The organism is Variovorax sp. 54, from assembly GCF_002754375.1.
GTDB lineage: Bacteria > Pseudomonadota > Gammaproteobacteria > Burkholderiales > Burkholderiaceae_C > Variovorax.
The window spans coordinates 3752207-3766218 of record NZ_PEFF01000001.1; the positions used below are offsets into that span (position 1 = coordinate 3752207).

At 66.0% G+C, this 14012-nt stretch carries 14 protein-coding genes; 6 read left to right on the plus strand and 8 right to left on the minus strand.

Annotated elements, in window-relative coordinates; genetic code table 11:
* Window positions 1-2: 2 nt before the first annotated feature.
* The 5 genes from CLU95_RS17415 to CLU95_RS17435 form a co-directional block, all read right to left on the minus strand.
* The gene (locus tag CLU95_RS17415; RefSeq protein ID WP_099794771.1) at window positions 3-647 is read right to left on the minus strand and encodes a LysE family translocator; all 645 of its coding nucleotides are present in this window, start codon (window positions 645-647) and stop codon (window positions 3-5) included.
* Between the two features lie 22 nt (window positions 648-669).
* Entirely contained in the window at window positions 670-1305 is a 636-nt protein-coding gene (locus tag CLU95_RS17420) for a YceI family protein (RefSeq protein WP_099797355.1), read from the minus strand.
* Window positions 1306-1358: 53 nt separating this feature from the next.
* Window positions 1359-1952: a YceI family protein gene (locus tag CLU95_RS17425; RefSeq protein ID WP_099794772.1), complete on the minus strand. Its 594-nt coding sequence runs from the start codon at window positions 1950-1952 to the stop codon at window positions 1359-1361.
* Window positions 1949-2560 (minus strand): cytochrome b, encoded by a 612-nt coding sequence (locus CLU95_RS17430; protein ID WP_257214650.1) that lies wholly within the window; start codon window positions 2558-2560, stop codon window positions 1949-1951. The genes CLU95_RS17425 and CLU95_RS17430 overlap by 4 nt, the downstream gene beginning before the upstream one ends.
* An 86-nt stretch (window positions 2561-2646) precedes the next feature.
* Window positions 2647-4464: an ATP-binding response regulator gene (locus CLU95_RS17435; RefSeq protein ID WP_099794774.1), complete on the minus strand. Its 1818-nt coding sequence runs from the start codon at window positions 4462-4464 to the stop codon at window positions 2647-2649.
* Window positions 4465-4545: 81 nt separating this feature from the next.
* Here CLU95_RS17435 and CLU95_RS17440 point away from each other — a divergent pair, with 81 nt between their 5' ends.
* Window positions 4546-5799, plus strand: coding sequence for a THUMP domain-containing class I SAM-dependent RNA methyltransferase (locus CLU95_RS17440; protein WP_099794775.1), 1254 nt, complete (start codon window positions 4546-4548; stop codon window positions 5797-5799).
* A gap of 1 nt (window position 5800) precedes the next feature.
* Here CLU95_RS17440 and CLU95_RS17445 read toward each other — a convergent pair whose 3' ends face one another.
* Window positions 5801-6115: a DMT family transporter gene (locus CLU95_RS17445; RefSeq protein WP_099794776.1), complete on the minus strand. Its 315-nt coding sequence runs from the start codon at window positions 6113-6115 to the stop codon at window positions 5801-5803.
* 120 nt (window positions 6116-6235) lie between these two features.
* Between CLU95_RS17445 and CLU95_RS17450 the strand changes: the two genes are divergently transcribed.
* The 5 genes from CLU95_RS17450 (at window position 6236) to CLU95_RS30665 (ending at window position 11271) form a co-directional block, all read left to right on the plus strand.
* The gene (locus CLU95_RS17450; RefSeq protein ID WP_099794777.1) at window positions 6236-7135 is read left to right on the plus strand and encodes a LysR family transcriptional regulator; all 900 of its coding nucleotides are present in this window, start codon (window positions 6236-6238) and stop codon (window positions 7133-7135) included.
* Between the two features lie 54 nt (window positions 7136-7189).
* Entirely contained in the window at window positions 7190-7621 is a 432-nt protein-coding gene (locus tag CLU95_RS17455) for a PIN domain-containing protein (protein ID WP_099794778.1), read from the plus strand.
* Window positions 7622-7732: 111 nt separating this feature from the next.
* Window positions 7733-8473 carry a DUF2345 domain-containing protein gene (locus tag CLU95_RS17460; RefSeq protein ID WP_099794779.1) on the plus strand — a complete coding sequence of 247 codons (741 nt, stop codon included), beginning with the start codon at window positions 7733-7735 and terminating at the stop codon, window positions 8471-8473.
* Window positions 8474-8483: 10 nt separating this feature from the next.
* Entirely contained in the window at window positions 8484-10799 is a 2316-nt protein-coding gene (locus tag CLU95_RS30660) for a M23 family metallopeptidase (protein WP_143606008.1), read from the plus strand.
* The gene (locus tag CLU95_RS30665; protein ID WP_143606009.1) at window positions 10792-11271 is read left to right on the plus strand and encodes a hypothetical protein; all 480 of its coding nucleotides are present in this window, start codon (window positions 10792-10794) and stop codon (window positions 11269-11271) included. Before CLU95_RS30660 ends, CLU95_RS30665 begins: the two co-directional genes overlap by 8 nt.
* 60 nt (window positions 11272-11331) lie before the next feature.
* Here CLU95_RS30665 and CLU95_RS17465 read toward each other — a convergent pair whose 3' ends face one another.
* Both CLU95_RS17465 and CLU95_RS17470 read right to left on the minus strand, forming a co-directional pair.
* Window positions 11332-12246, minus strand: a complete 915-nt coding sequence (locus CLU95_RS17465) for a hypothetical protein (RefSeq protein ID WP_099794780.1) — start codon at window positions 12244-12246, stop codon at window positions 11332-11334.
* Window positions 12243-13943, minus strand: a complete 1701-nt coding sequence (locus CLU95_RS17470; protein WP_099794781.1) for an FMN-binding glutamate synthase family protein — start codon at window positions 13941-13943, stop codon at window positions 12243-12245. The genes CLU95_RS17465 and CLU95_RS17470 overlap by 4 nt, the downstream gene beginning before the upstream one ends.
* Window positions 13944-14012: the final 69 nt, after the last annotated feature.

Genomic DNA, 14012 nt, shown 5'->3' on the forward strand with positions numbered 1-14012 from the left:
CCTTAGGTGCCGCGCACCGCCGACCACACGAGCCGCAGGCCCAGCAGGCCCATCACGCCGCCGGCGGCGCGGTCGATCCAGGTCTTGTAGCGCAGGTAGGCCGCACGCGGCGCGGCCGAGGACAGCGCCAGCGCAACGATCGCGTACCAGCCCGTCTCGATGCAGAAGATCACGGCCGGCACCGCGAGCGCCAGCACCAATGGCACCTCGCGCGGCAAAAAGGCCGCGAAGATGCTCGCGTACACCACCGCCGTCTTCGGGTTGCTGACCTGCGTGGCCAGGCCGAGCAGGAAGGTGCGTCCGCTGCGGCCCTGGCCGCGCGGCGAGGCGTCCGTATCGGGCGTGATCGCGAGCGGCTGGCGCGCGCCGCGCCAGATGCGAAAGCCCAGGTAGATCAGGTAGGCGCCGCCGAAGGCCTTGATCGCGAGGTACAGCCCCGGCACCGCGAGGAACGCCGCCTGCAGCCCGGCCAGCGCCGCGATGGAGAACGCCAGCCCGCCGGCGCCCATGCCCAGGGCCGCCGCCAACCCGTCGCTGCGCGAGGCCACGGCGGTGCGCGCCACCATCACGAAACTCGGGCCCGGGCTCATCGCGCCGACGGTCATGGCGCCGGCGATGCCGAGCAGGGAAAGGGAGGTGTCCATCATCGAGCGGCTCCTGGCGTCGCCGTCATTGCTGCACGTTCACGGCCTCGACCTGCACCAGCAGCTTCACCTTGTTCTCGAAGCCGAAGTTCAGGCCCCAGGTGATGCCCCAGTCGCTGCGCTGCACGGTGGCCTCGAAGTCGCCGCCGCAGACCTGGCGGTTGATGAGCGGGTTCAGGTAGCAGTTGAAGCGCACGGCCTTCAGCGTCACCGGCTTGGTCTGGCCCATGAGCGTGAGCGTGCCGGGCACGTCGGTCACCTTGTCGCCGCTGATGTCGATGCGCTCGGCCACGAAGCGGCCGGTGGGGAATTCGGCCACGTTGAAGAAGTCCTTGCTCTGCACGTGGCGGTTGAGCAGGTCGACGCCGGTGTTGATGGAGCTGATGTCCATCGTGATGTCGACCTTGCCGCCGGTGCCGCTGCCGTCGATCTGCACCGAGCCGTCCTTGGTGCTGAAGCGGCCGCGGTTGGTGGTGGTGCCGTAGTGGCCCATCTCGTACATCACGAAGGTGTGGGTCGGGTCGATCACGTAGCTGGCGTTTTTGACCGGCCCGCCCGCGGGCTTGGCGGCCACGGCCGGGGCGGTGTACTCCTGGGCCTGCGCGTTGGCAAACGGGACGGCCGCGACCGACAGCACCGAGGCAAGGAGCAGCGTCTTCATGGCAATGGGTGTGTGGGTCATGGGAGGGTGAAAAGAGAGAAGGGGGGGCCGTGTCACAGCGGCCCGAGGCCCGTGAGCGTCAGCTTGAAGCGCACCTGCACCTCGTTGCCGACCACCGAGGTGTCGGTCCATTCGCCGTCGCCGACCTTGTAGTCGAGGCGCTGGATCGTGAGGGTGCCCGTGGCGACCGAATAGGCGCCGCCCGACGACGTGATGCTCACCGGCACCGTCACGACCTTGCTGACGCCCTTGATGGTGAGCTTGCCGGCCATCTCGAAGCGGCCCTCGCCCAGCGCCTTGATGGCGGTCGAGCGGAAGCTGGCCTGCGGGAAATGCGCGGTGTCGAACCAGGTCGGCTTGGGCAGCTCGGCATCGCTCATCGGGATGCCGAAGCCGGCGCTGGCGGTGTCAATCTGCAGCACGACCGAGCCGCCCTCGGGCTTCTTCGGATCGAAGGCGACCTGCGCGTCGAAGCGCTTGAAGCTGCCTTCCACCGGCACGCCCATCTGCTTGCTGACGAAGGCGATCTGGCTCTTCTCGGGCACCAGCTTGGTGGTGGCCGGCATCGGCTCGGCCGCGGCGTGCAGCGCGAGGCCGAAGAGGGCGGCGGCGCCGCAAAGAAGACGGGACAAAAGACGCGTCGTCATCCGGCGGATTCCTTGTGTGGCGCGGGCCACATGCGTTGCAACAGACCGTCGCGGTCGATCCAGTGGTGCTTGAGCGCCGCCGCCACGTGCAGCAGCGTGACGCCGGCCAGCAGGAAGGCGCTGCGCTGGTGCAGCGGCTTGAGCACGGCCTCGGCGAAGTCCTTGTCGACCGCCACCAGGTCGGGCAGCGGCAGCAGGCCGAACCACACGACCGGCACGCCCATGCCCGCGCTGTAGGCCCAGCCGAACAGCGGGACCGCGAAGAACAGCAGGTACATCAGCGCATGGCTGATGCGGTGGGCGGCTCGCTGCCAGGTCGGCATGGCCGCCAGCACCCGCGCCGACAGCGGCGGCGGGCGGTGCGTGAGGCGCCACAGCAGCCGCAGCGCCGACAGCAGGAGGATGGTGATGCCGGCCCACTTGTGCCAGCTGTAGAGCTTCAGGCGCTGCGGCGAAAAGGGCAGGCCCGTCATGTAGAGCCCGACGCCGAGCGAGCCGACGATCATCGCCGCGAGCAGCCAGTGCAGCAGCATCGCGACCCGCCCGTAGCGGGGCTCGCGCAGGGCGGCGGCGCCAACGGAAGGAGCGGGAAGGGGTTCGACGGGCATCGGGGCAGGGGCGGCGGCGGCCTGTGCGCGGAGCATAGCTCGGAAGCGATGACACCGCAGCGGGGCGGGCCCCGTGCCGAGGGCCGCTACGACGACGGCGTTGGCTGCTGCTGGGCCCGCAGCAGCACGCGCCGCAGGTCGTCCGGCTGCACCGGCTTGCGCAGCGCGTGCCAGCCGCGCGTGGCGGCCAGTTGCTGCGTGGCTTCGGTGATGTCGGCCGAGATCAGCGCGATCGTCAGCGTGGGCTTGCGCTGCGCCAGCCGCTCGGCCAGCGCGATGCCGTTGAACGCGCCGGGCAGGCGGATGTCGCACAGCGCCACGTCGAGCGCGTCCAGGTCGGCCAGCGCGAGCGCTTCGGCGGCGCTGGCGTAGACGCGCGGCGCCACCTGCCAGTGCCGCAGCAGCGCCGAGAGGCTGTCGGCCACCACGATGTTGTCTTCGACCACCAGCACGGCGAGGCCGGGGCGCAGCACGGCGTCGGCATCGAGTTCGTCCATCGCCACCGAGGGCGCAGGCGCCGGCAAGGCCGCCGCACCGGGGCGGGCCGCCGGCAGCTCGAAGCTGAAGACCGAGCCCTTGCCTGGCGCCGAGCGCAGCGCGACCTCGATGCCGAGCTGCCCCGCCAGCCGTCGCACGATCGCCAGCCCCAGGCCGTGGCCGTGCTGCAGGTTGCGCTCCACGTTGCCGACCTGCTCGAAGTCGTCGAACACGCGCGCCTGCGATTCGGCCGCGATGCCGATGCCGCTGTCGCGCACCTCGACGCGCCATGCGCGCCCGGTGTCTGCGGCGGGCCGACGGCGCGCCCGCACCGCCAGCAGCACGCGCCCGCGCGGCGTGAACTTGAGGGCGTTGTCCAGCAGGTTGGAGAGCACGCGGCGCAGCGCCACGGCGTCGGTCCAGGCGATGGCTTCGGAAGGGCAGCGCACGGCGACGCGGCCTTCGCCAGCTTGCCGCGCCAGCTCGTGCAGCAGCGGCACGAGCGCCACGGCCGCCGGCCGCAGCGGATCGACCGCGGCCTCGATGCGGCCGATTTCGAGCAGCTGGTTGGTCAGGGCCTCGAGCGCCTGCTGCGCGCGCGAGAGCGAGGCCACCGTGTGCTGCACCGCCGTGCTGTCGGTGCCGTGCTGCAGCTGCTGGCGCAGCACCTCGGTCTGCAGCCCGATGGCCATCACCGGCTGGCGCAGGTCGTGGTTGGCCGCCGAGAAGAAGCGCAGTCGCTCGGCCTGGGCCTGCTCGGAGGCGCGCAGGCCGGCCAGCGCCTGTTCGCGCAGCGTGCGCTCGTTCAGGCGCAGGCCGATGTTCTCCTCGAGCTGGCGCGAATGGTCGGCCACCAGCTTCCACATCATGGCGGTCAGGCCGATGCCGATCACCGCGACGGCCATCATCACCGGCGCCCCGAGCCACAGGCCCGTGACGATCACCGGCGCCAGCAGCAGCGTGATCGCCAGCTGCGTGGCCGGCGTGTAGAACGACACCGAGAACGCCGACGACAGCGTCATGCCCATGAGGATCAGGCCCAGCAGCAGTTGCAGCTCGGGGCGCTCGGGGTTGAACAGCAGCACACCCGCCAGGCCGTGCGCCAGCTCCCAGACAGCCGTGCGTAGCGTGTGCTGGCGCTGCGCCTCGCGCAGATTCGTGGGCGTGAACGGCTCGGGCAGGCGCTGCGGAAAGAAGCCGCGCATCACCGTCACCCCGGTCACGAGTGCCAGCCACACCAGCGCGCGCAACGGCGAGAACTGCCAGGCAAAAAGCGCCGCCACGCCGCAGTTGAGCAGGTACTGCACCAGCAGCACCGGCCCGAGCGGGCGGATCGACAACCGCAGCACTTCGCACTGGATCGCGAAGCGGTTGTCGCCGCCGCGGGCGTCTGTCGGGGCGGCCGCGGAGGCGGGGGTGGGCGTCATGGGCAAATCGACTATATAGAGAAGGCCCGCGACGCGGCGACAATGGGAGCCCTTAGCGGGCTTCCCGATGGCCGACTTTCCGTGAACGATCTCTCATTTTTCCTGCCTTGCGCCGCCGGCGTCGAGGAATTCCTTGCCCAGGAGGTGCATGGCCTGACCGGCCGCAGCGGGCAAGATTTGCTCACGCTGCGGGGCGGTGTGCGCGTGCGCGCCGACTGGCGCGACGGCCTCAAGCTCAACCTGCACAGCCGGCTTGCGCAGCGCGTGCTGGTCGAGCTGGCCCATGGGCCGTACCGCAACGAGAACGACCTGTACGCCATCGCCAACGCCGTGGCCTGGGAGATCTGGTTCACGCCCAAGCAGACCTTCAAGATCGAGACCACGGCCCAGCACAGCCCGCTGCAGAGCCTGAACTTCGCCACCTTGCGCATCAAGGACGCCGTGGCCGACCGCTTCCGGGCCAAGGCGAACGGCGTGCGCCCGAGCATCGAGACCCAGTGGCCCGACTGCCGCATCTTTGCGCACCTGACCACCGACAGCTGCACGCTGTACATCGACACCTCGGGCGAGCCGCTGTTCAAGCGCGGCTGGCGCCAGGACAAGGGCGACGCCCCGCTGAAGGAAACCCTGGCCGCCGCCATGCTGGCCGCCAGCGGCTGGTGGAACCCCGAAACCGGCGAGGTCGCCCAGGCCCCGCTGTACGACCCCTGCTGCGGCAGCGGCACCATCGCCATCGAGGCCGCGCAGATTGCCAGCGGCATCGCGGCGGGCTCGCTGCGGCGCTTCGGCTTCGAGAAGCTGCTGCCGTTCCAGCCGCACGTCTGGGCGGCGATCCAGAAGGAAGCGGTCAACGCGCAGCATGCGAGCGACATCGCCGTCTTCGGCTCCGACGTGTCGCACCGCATGGTCGACTTTGCCGAGCGCAACGCCGAACGCGCGGGTGTGGCGGGCGCCATCGAGTTCCGCGGCGGCGACGCCTTGCAGCGCATGCCGCCGGCCGAAGGCGGCGTGATCATGCTCAACCCGCCGTACGGCGAGCGGATCGAGGTCGGCGGCGTGGCCCGCTTCGGCGCCCGCGAAGCCGCCCAGACCCCGGGTGATGGGGAAGGCGGCGATGGTGGCGACTTCTTTCCACAGCTCGCCACCCACTGGAAGAAAAACTATCCGGGCTGGACCGCCTGGGTGCTCACGCCCGACCTGAAGCTGCCCAAGCAGATGCGCCTGAAAGAGTCGCGCCGCGTGCCGATGTGGAACGGCCCCATCGAATGCCGGTTGTTCCGCTTCGACATGGTCCGGGGCTCGAACCGGGCTGCGCCGCCAGACGCCGCCACTTGAACTAGCTCTGCAGCTTCAGGCCGACGATTCCCAGGAAAATCAGCCCGATGCACACCAGCCGCAGCGGCGCGGCGCTTTCCTGGAAAAAGAAGATGCCGATCAGCGTGACGCCGATGGCGCCGATGCCGGTCCAGATCGCGTAGGCGGTCCCGACCGGCAGCGTCTTCATCGCGGCGGTGAGCAGCACGATGCTCGCCAGCGCGGCGCCCAGGCCCAGCGCGCCGGCGCCGGGGCGCTCCCAGCCCGCCGCGGCCTTCAGCGCGAGGGCCATCACGATCTCCACCAATCCGGCGGCAAGCAGCAGCAACCAGGCCATGGGGTTCGACCTCCGTGTGATGTGGATGCGGGGCGGGCGAATCGCAGCCCCCTGCGGACGACTGTAGGATCGGCGCGTTTGCAAAGCCATTCGCAAAAATCGCATCCGAGGTATGCACAAATGCAGGACGCAGACTGGGACGACTTTCGCGTGTTCCTGGCCGTGGGCCAGGCCGGATCGCTCTCCGGCGCCGCGCGCCAGCTGGGCGTCAACCACTCCACCGTGCTGCGGCGCCTGGGCGCGCTCGAGGCGCGCATGGCGGTGCGCCTGTTCGACCGCTTGCCCGCCGGCTACGCGATGACGCTGGCCGGCGAGGCGCTGCGCGAGCGCCTGCAGGGCGTGGGCGAGCAGATCGACGCCGCGCAGCGCCACCTCATGGGGCTCGACCTGCGGCTGACCGGCGTCATCCGCATCACCAGCACCGACACCTTCATGGCCGGGCTGCTCGGGCCGATCCTGGCGGACTTTCGCGCGCTGCACCCGGGCATCGAGCTGCAGGTGGTGATGAACAACCTCTTCCTGAGCCTCACCAAACGCGAAGCCGACGTGGCGATCCGCCCGACCAACGCCCCGCCGGACCACCTGGTCGGGCGCCGGGCAGGGCGCCTGCAGACAGCGGTGTACGCGTCGAAGGCCTACCTCGCGAAGCACCCGGCGAAGACTCCGCTGGCTGCGTACGACTGGGTCGCGCCCGATGACGGTTTGTCGCACCTGATGCAGGCGAAATGGCTGCGCGAGCAGGTGCCGCCGGCGCGGATCGCGGCGCGCGTCGACAGCCTCGTCGGCATGACGCAGCTCGTGAAGCGCGGCATGGGCCTGGGCATGCTCCTGTGCATGCTGGCCGATGCGGACGACGAGCTGGTGCAGGTCGAGGCGCCGAGGGAGGCGCTCGACACGCAGGTCTGGGTGCTGACGCATCCCGACCTGAAGGAGGTCGCGCGGATCAAGGCCTTCACCGACTTCGCCTACGCACGGCTCGTTGCCGACGCGAAGGTGCTGGCGATGCCGTCAGGGTGCTAGAAGCCCGGGCGCCGCATGGTGCAACATCGGCGATAGACAGATTTCACGCGACCCATGACCTTGCCAGCCCCCGACCTCGTCGTCATCGACACCAACATCGCCCTCGACCTGCTGGTCTTCGAAGACCCCGCCTGGGCCCCGCTGGTCGACGACCTTGCACGCGGCGCGCGGCGCTGGCTGGCCACGCCCGCGATGCGCAGCGAACTGGAACGCGTGCTGGGTTACCCGCTGATCGCCCGGCGCATGGCGCAGCGCGAACTGACGATTCCTGTCGTGCTCGCGGATTTCGATGCGCGTGTGCAGCTGGTGACCGAGGTGCCGGCGCGTGCGCCCTGCGTGTGCAGCGATCCGGACGACCAGGTGTTCATCGACCTGTCTGTGGCGCATGGAGCGCAGCTGTTCAGCAAGGACAAGGCGGTGCTGTCGATGAAGAAGCGGCTGGCGCTGCGGGGGGTGGTGGTGCGGTCGGCGCCCGGTCAGGCATGACAAACTCCACGCATCGCGAAGGCGGTGCGTGGAGTTTGACGATTGTTATCAGTGTGATCGCGATGCGGCTCGCAAACTGCGCGACCTGTTTTCCTCCCAAGGAAGTCGTCGATGCCGCGCACGCTGTCTGTTTCTTCTGCCGCGATCCCTGTTGTTCTTGGTCGGCCTGCACTGGAGCCTGTGCGGCTGTCAGGGCATGAGGGGCTGAACAGCCTCTTTGCCTACGAGCTGTTCCTCAAGACCCCGGATGCGCTGGGCCTGTCTGGCGTCTCTTCTTCAGCAGACTTCGACCTCGATGCCTTCATCGGCCGGGAGATCAGCTGCGAGATCGAACTCGATGGCTCTCCTCCTCGCCAGATCAACGCTCTGATCACCGACGCGGCCCTGTGGGGCGAAGAAGGCCGCCACGTCCAGTACAAGCTCACCCTTCGCCCCTGGCTGCACATGGCCATCAGCACCGCCAAGCGATGGCTGGTCAGCGCAGCCGAAGGCATCCGCGGGTTCACGCACAAGAAGGGCGCCAAGCTCATCGCGAGCGAAGACCCGGTCGAGATTCAGGCGCACCGCGACGAGCTGATTCTGGTTGCGCACAAGGACGTCGTCATCAAGAGCGTGGAGGGCGAGCTGCACATCACCGCCAAGAAGAAGGTCGTGATCATCGGCGGCGGCAGCTACTCCGAGTGGAGCGAGAGCGGCATCAAGCACGGCACGGCCGGTACCTGGCAGGAGCATGCGGCGCTGCATGCGCAGGTCGGGCCCATGAGTCGACCGGTGCCCGACGTGATGTTTCCGCGAGGAGATTTCACCGGAGAAAACGCCACCCAGGAAGGTGGCCACTTTCTCTCTCTGTAGGCGTCACACCATGATCATCAGCCCTCCATTCCTTCCCCGGCATCGCGCCAACCAGACCGATGCTGAGTGGGTCGATTTCGCCATGCCCCCACCTGCAGGTCGAGCCCCCGGAACCACGACGCCTGAAGGTTCATTTCCGGTGAGTGCATCACTGATGTGGCACAACGGAATCCATATCCAGGCCCCACAAGAAGGCGCAGGCTATGCCTCGGTGCGCGCCATTGCAGCTGGACAGATCATCTTCGCGAAGGCGGGCAAGAAGGCCAACGCCGATCCCGCTGACCCTCAGAACTACAGCCCTGATGGTGCCCAGTGGACCGACAACGGTATCGTCATTGTTCGGCACACAGCGGAAACCGGCGCCAGCAATGACGCAGCGGCAATACCGACCTCATTCACTTTCTACAGCCTCTACATGCATCTGTCCGAGCTTGCTGTGGGGGAGGTCAAACCAGGGGACGAGCCCGTCGACATTCGGCGCAAAGCGCCATTAGGGAAACCGGGGTGCGTCTACAGCCACCCGGGGCAGATTCACTTCGAGATCTGCTGTGACACCGAAAGCCTGCAACGCATCCTGAATCGCACGCCGAGCTGGCAGGAGCGCGCACCCTCTGCTGCGCCAACAGCCGATGGGCGCACAGACGCAGTGTTTGGCAGCACTTTCATCTACCTGAGTGCGAGCACACCGACGAGCGTCAGCAGGCCGACTACTCATGTGCGTGCGCTCCGCGGGGGTGCCAGTGCTGCGACGGATCATGTGGCGCCGAACACGTTGCAAGAGGCGCGGTGGGTAGAGATTCGATATGAACGCGGTGATGCCATCTTGCGCTGCTATGACGACCATGGAATTCCCATCGGAGGCTTGTTGCGAAACCCCGATTCCACGCTACCGGATACCCTAAAGAAGGGCCATTTTCTGCCGGATACCGAATACAACTTGTACAAGCAGGCGAGCGACCGTCACAAGAGCCTTGATGCGGCGACTCAGGCGTCCAGCAGCCCCAGCGGATGGTATGAATTGTTGCGTTTTGGCCGCAACCTAGGCTACGGCGTTGGAAGAGATCCACTTCCCGCAGAGGCAGCGCACTGGCGCAAGATCCCTACAGCGACGGGCTCGATCTGGGCCGACTTGAACGCACCAGGTACCTTCAAGTTCAGCGACGCGGACTTCCTTTCGATAACTGGCTGGAACTGCTACGACGATGATCCTAAGCCAACGAATCAATTGTGTGAGTCCTATCACTTGCGTCGCCTGCTTAGCGATCCCAAGGCAGTGCGGGGGAAGGGCGAAAAGGTAGTGGAGAGCGAGGAGCGTCGAATGCTGGCCAGACGATTGGGAGCACCGATGTTGCAAGGTTTTTTGCGAAGGGCGATTTGTAAATTTCCCAGCGAATGGGATCAAAGCAATATTGAAACCCGTCACCAGTGGTTGAGGGCGTTGGATGAAGGCCACAAGTTGGATATGGATGACAACTGGAAAAAATTCGTCAACCATCTTCGTGCGATGAGTTTCTCGGACTTGCCGGAAACGTATACGCAAGCCGATTGGAGATTTCATCCTGCTGAATTTATAAAAATCTTTAGGCAGTGCGGGTGGTTCGCAGAGTCGGAGCTTTCGCGTATTTATCCGGAATCCATCTACAAATCCGTCAACAAGACGTCGAGTGAATATAAGAATATTTATCGGAATCCGTTGAATAGGGCATTCAGAAAGTATTCCCTGAACATCCCCGGCAGAGCTGCGCATTTTTTTGGTCAGTCCGCGCGAGAGAGTTACTATTTCATGATAGTTCGAGAAGTCTCCGTTAGGATTGATATTGCCATCAAGAATAATCACATCTCATTGCAGCCGGAGTATGGTGGGTATTTGAGAATCACGCCTTCAAATGTGAGCCAACTATCGTACTTTGTAAATGCCGTTAGTTACGAGGGGAATAGGGTGCTGGGAAATACGGATGCCGGAGATGGCATGAAATTTCGCGGCCGAGGGATGAAGCAGCTGACGGGAAGATTCAATTATTCGGTGTATTGGGTTTATCGTGGATGGCTTTCAATATCATCCTATGATGATGCATGGTTCGAAAATCCGAGGCGAACTGGACCTGTAATATCGAACCCGGAAACTGCAGGGGACGATCCCTTCAATGCCGTCGATACTGCATGCTATTACTGCGTTACACACCAAATTCCCGCAGAGGCCGATATGGGAGTCAGTGAGGCAACTTCGCACGCAGTCAGCCACAGAGTCAATCCCGGGGAAAGGCCGCCATCCCCGGTAAGATGGAATGAAACCAGAAACGCCTATCTAGAGCTGGGCGATGAATAGAATAGCCGCGCTAATTTTACTCTCCTCGATTTTTGGATTTTCGGTTGCGCCTGCGAAGTCTTCCGAACTCAGGGTTTCCGTTTCGAATGGATCCAATGTTTTGGTTGTCAATGAGGCTGGAAGGCGTGTATATTCTTTGAATCAGAATATATCGCAATATAAAGTCAATTGCCTGAAGAGCAGGATTCTTGTTTTTGGGGCTCCGAAGAATATCTCGAGCAACGCCCCTCAGGTTGCGTATATTTCGCTGATTGACGTGAAAAACAAAAAGGTGCTGTACTCTGGAATTCTAGGAAGTGGTGTCAGAGAAGCCCGCTATCCAAAATCAGGCGAGTGGGCTCTGATTCATACGAACTTGGCATTTTTCATTAGCTTGAAAAATGGAAATCGAAAATACGCCGATGAGCTGTATGACCCAGAGACTTTTTCGGAGGAAACATGCGAAGAAATGCCTGTCGTCAATGTGAAATAGGAACGCCCCATTCAGCGTACCGGCCTAACGGGACCCAGTGGTTGACCTGAAGGCAACGCCCTAAGTCTGGGTCGAAGAGCTCGCCAAGTACCACTGCCCCAGCAACCGCGCCACAGCCCGCACCCGCTGCGTATCCCGCCCCCACCGCCGGCTGGCCGGCAGCTTCTGCGCCCACTTCATGCGTCGCGCCGCATTCGCGATGCGCTCGCGCACTTCCTCGTTCACGCCGCTCAGCGCCGCATGCCAGTGCTGTCCCGCGGCCTGCGGTGCGGCGGCCTCGAGCATCATGGCTGTGGAGTGCAGGTAGCTCAGCCAGTCGCGGGCCTGGCATTCGGCCAGGGTCATGACCTCAGAGGGGTCGTCTTCGAAATCGATATACCCGATCACGCCGTCGGGGCACTGCACGAGGTTGCGGTCGAAGGCCTGGCTCAGGTGCTGGCCGCACAGGTGCACGGCGGCGATGGCGGCCAGGCCCTCGCGCCACACGGCGAGCAAGGCGGCCGGGCCGGCGGCGGCGGCCTGGTCGATGCGCTCCTGCAGCACCACGGTGGCACGGCCGCTTTCGCCAAGGTCGGAAATCAGCAGCCCGTCGGCCTGCTGCGCCAGCACGAGCGGCACGCGCAGGCCCGCGGCGGCCAGTTGTTTCAGGCGGCGGGCCTCGGTGGCGATCGCGGCTTCGCCGCCCGGGTTGGGCACGGGCTTGATCACGTCGAGGCCGGCCAGTCGCGCGGCCAGCGCCATCACGCGGTAGCCCCACTTGCCGTGGCGCGGCCCGGCTTTCTTGAGCCAGACGCGCTCGCTGCCGAAGCGGTGGCTGGCCACGTTCTTGGCTTGCCTGGGCAGCGTGACGCGCAGGAATTCGGCGTAGTCGCCGGGCGCTGAGCCCGGGGCGTCATCGAGCGGCGCGGGCGCCGATGCGGCGCCCCGTTGGCTGTACAGGCGCGTCGCGGCGCCTCCTCGTCTCAGTGGATTCATGCGGCCATGGCGAAGCCCGGCGCCAGCAGCCCGTGCGGGCCCTGCGTCAGGGGCTGGAAACTCTGTGCACTGGCCAGCGGCCAGTAGGTGCGGAAGACGGTGTGCTGGTTGTCGAGCGGCCCGAGCAGCGCGCCGGGCTGCACCTGCATCACCAGGTTGCTCAACAGGCGCACTTCGGTGTCGGAGATGCGGCGCACGATGTGGTGCGCGGTGATCTGCTGCGGATGGTCCAGGCCCGCGGCCTGCACCAGCTCCTGCAGCGCATGCAGCGTGCTGCGGTGAAAATTGCGCACGCGGTCGGCCTTGGTCGGCACCACCAGTGCCTGCTGGCGCACCGGGTCCTGCGTGGTCACGCCGGTGGGGCAGTGGCCGGTGTGGCAGCTCTGGGCCTGGATACAGCCCAGTGCCATCATGAAACCGCGCGCCGCGTTGCACCAGTCGGCGCCCAGTGCCATCATGCGCGCCACGTCGAAGGCGGTGATCACCTTGGCCGCGCAGCCGATCTTGATGCGGTGGCGCAGGTTCACGCCGATCAGCGTGTTGTGCACCAGCAGCAGGCCCTCTTGCAAGGGCGCGCCCACGTGGTCGCTGAACTCGACCGGCGCCGCGCCCGTGCCGCCCTCGGCGCCGTCGACCACGATGAAGTCGGGCGTGATGCCGGTGGCCTGCATCGCCTTGACAATGCCGAACCATTCCCATGGGTGGCCCAGGCAGAACTTGAAGCCGGTCGGCTTGCCGCCCGACAGCTCACGCAGCTTGGCGACGAAATGCATCATTTCCGTCGGCGTGGAGAACGCGCTGTGCGACGCGGGCGAGATGCAGTCCACGCCCACCGGCACGCCGCGCGCGGCCGCGATCTCGGGCGTGACCTTGGCCGCCGGCAGCACGCCGCCGTGGCCCGGCTTGGCGCCCTGGCTGAGCTTGATCTCGATCATCTTCACCTGCGGATCGCGTGCGTTGGCGGCGAAGCGCTCGGCGTTGAAGCTGCCGTCGTCGTTGCGGCAGCCGAAGTAGCCCGAGCCGATTTCCCAGATCAGGTCGCCGCCATGCACGCGGTGGTGCTGCGAGATCGAGCCCTCGCCGGTGTCGTGCGCAAAGCCGCCCATCTGCGCGCCCTGGTTCAGCGCGAGGATCGCATTGGCCGACAAGGCACCGAAGCTCATCGCCGAGATATTGAACACGCTCGCGCTGTACGGCTGCGTGCAGACCTGCGCCAGATTCGCACCGGCCGGCTGCGGCGTACCGCCGATCACGATGCGGAAATCGTGCCCGGCCAGCTTCGTGGGCTGCATCGAGTGGTTGATCCACTCGTAGCCCGCGGCCGACACGTTCAGCTGGGTGCCGAAGGGCCGGTTGTCGGGCTCGCCCTTGGCGCGCTGGTACACCAGCGAGCGCTGGGCGCGCGAGAACGGCGCGGCCTCGGCATCGCTCTCGATGAAGTACTGGCGGATCTCGGGGCGGATGAATTCCAGCAGAAAGCGCAGGTGCCCGATGACCGGGTAGTTGCGCAAAATGGCATGGCGCGCCTGACGCAGGTCGTGCACGCCGGTGCCCGTGAGCACCGCGAAAACGGCCACGCCGATCCACGCGAGCCACAGGTGCGGAGAGGCCAGAACCATCGCCAGGCAGGCGACCAGACCGAGCACGCACAGGGCGAACGCGCTGTAGCGTGCGGGAAACGGAATAATCGTGGGCATAGTCATCAGATGTCGGCAGGAGCCTGCTGCATCATAGAGGGCTGCTCCCAACCTGCCATGACTGTTGCC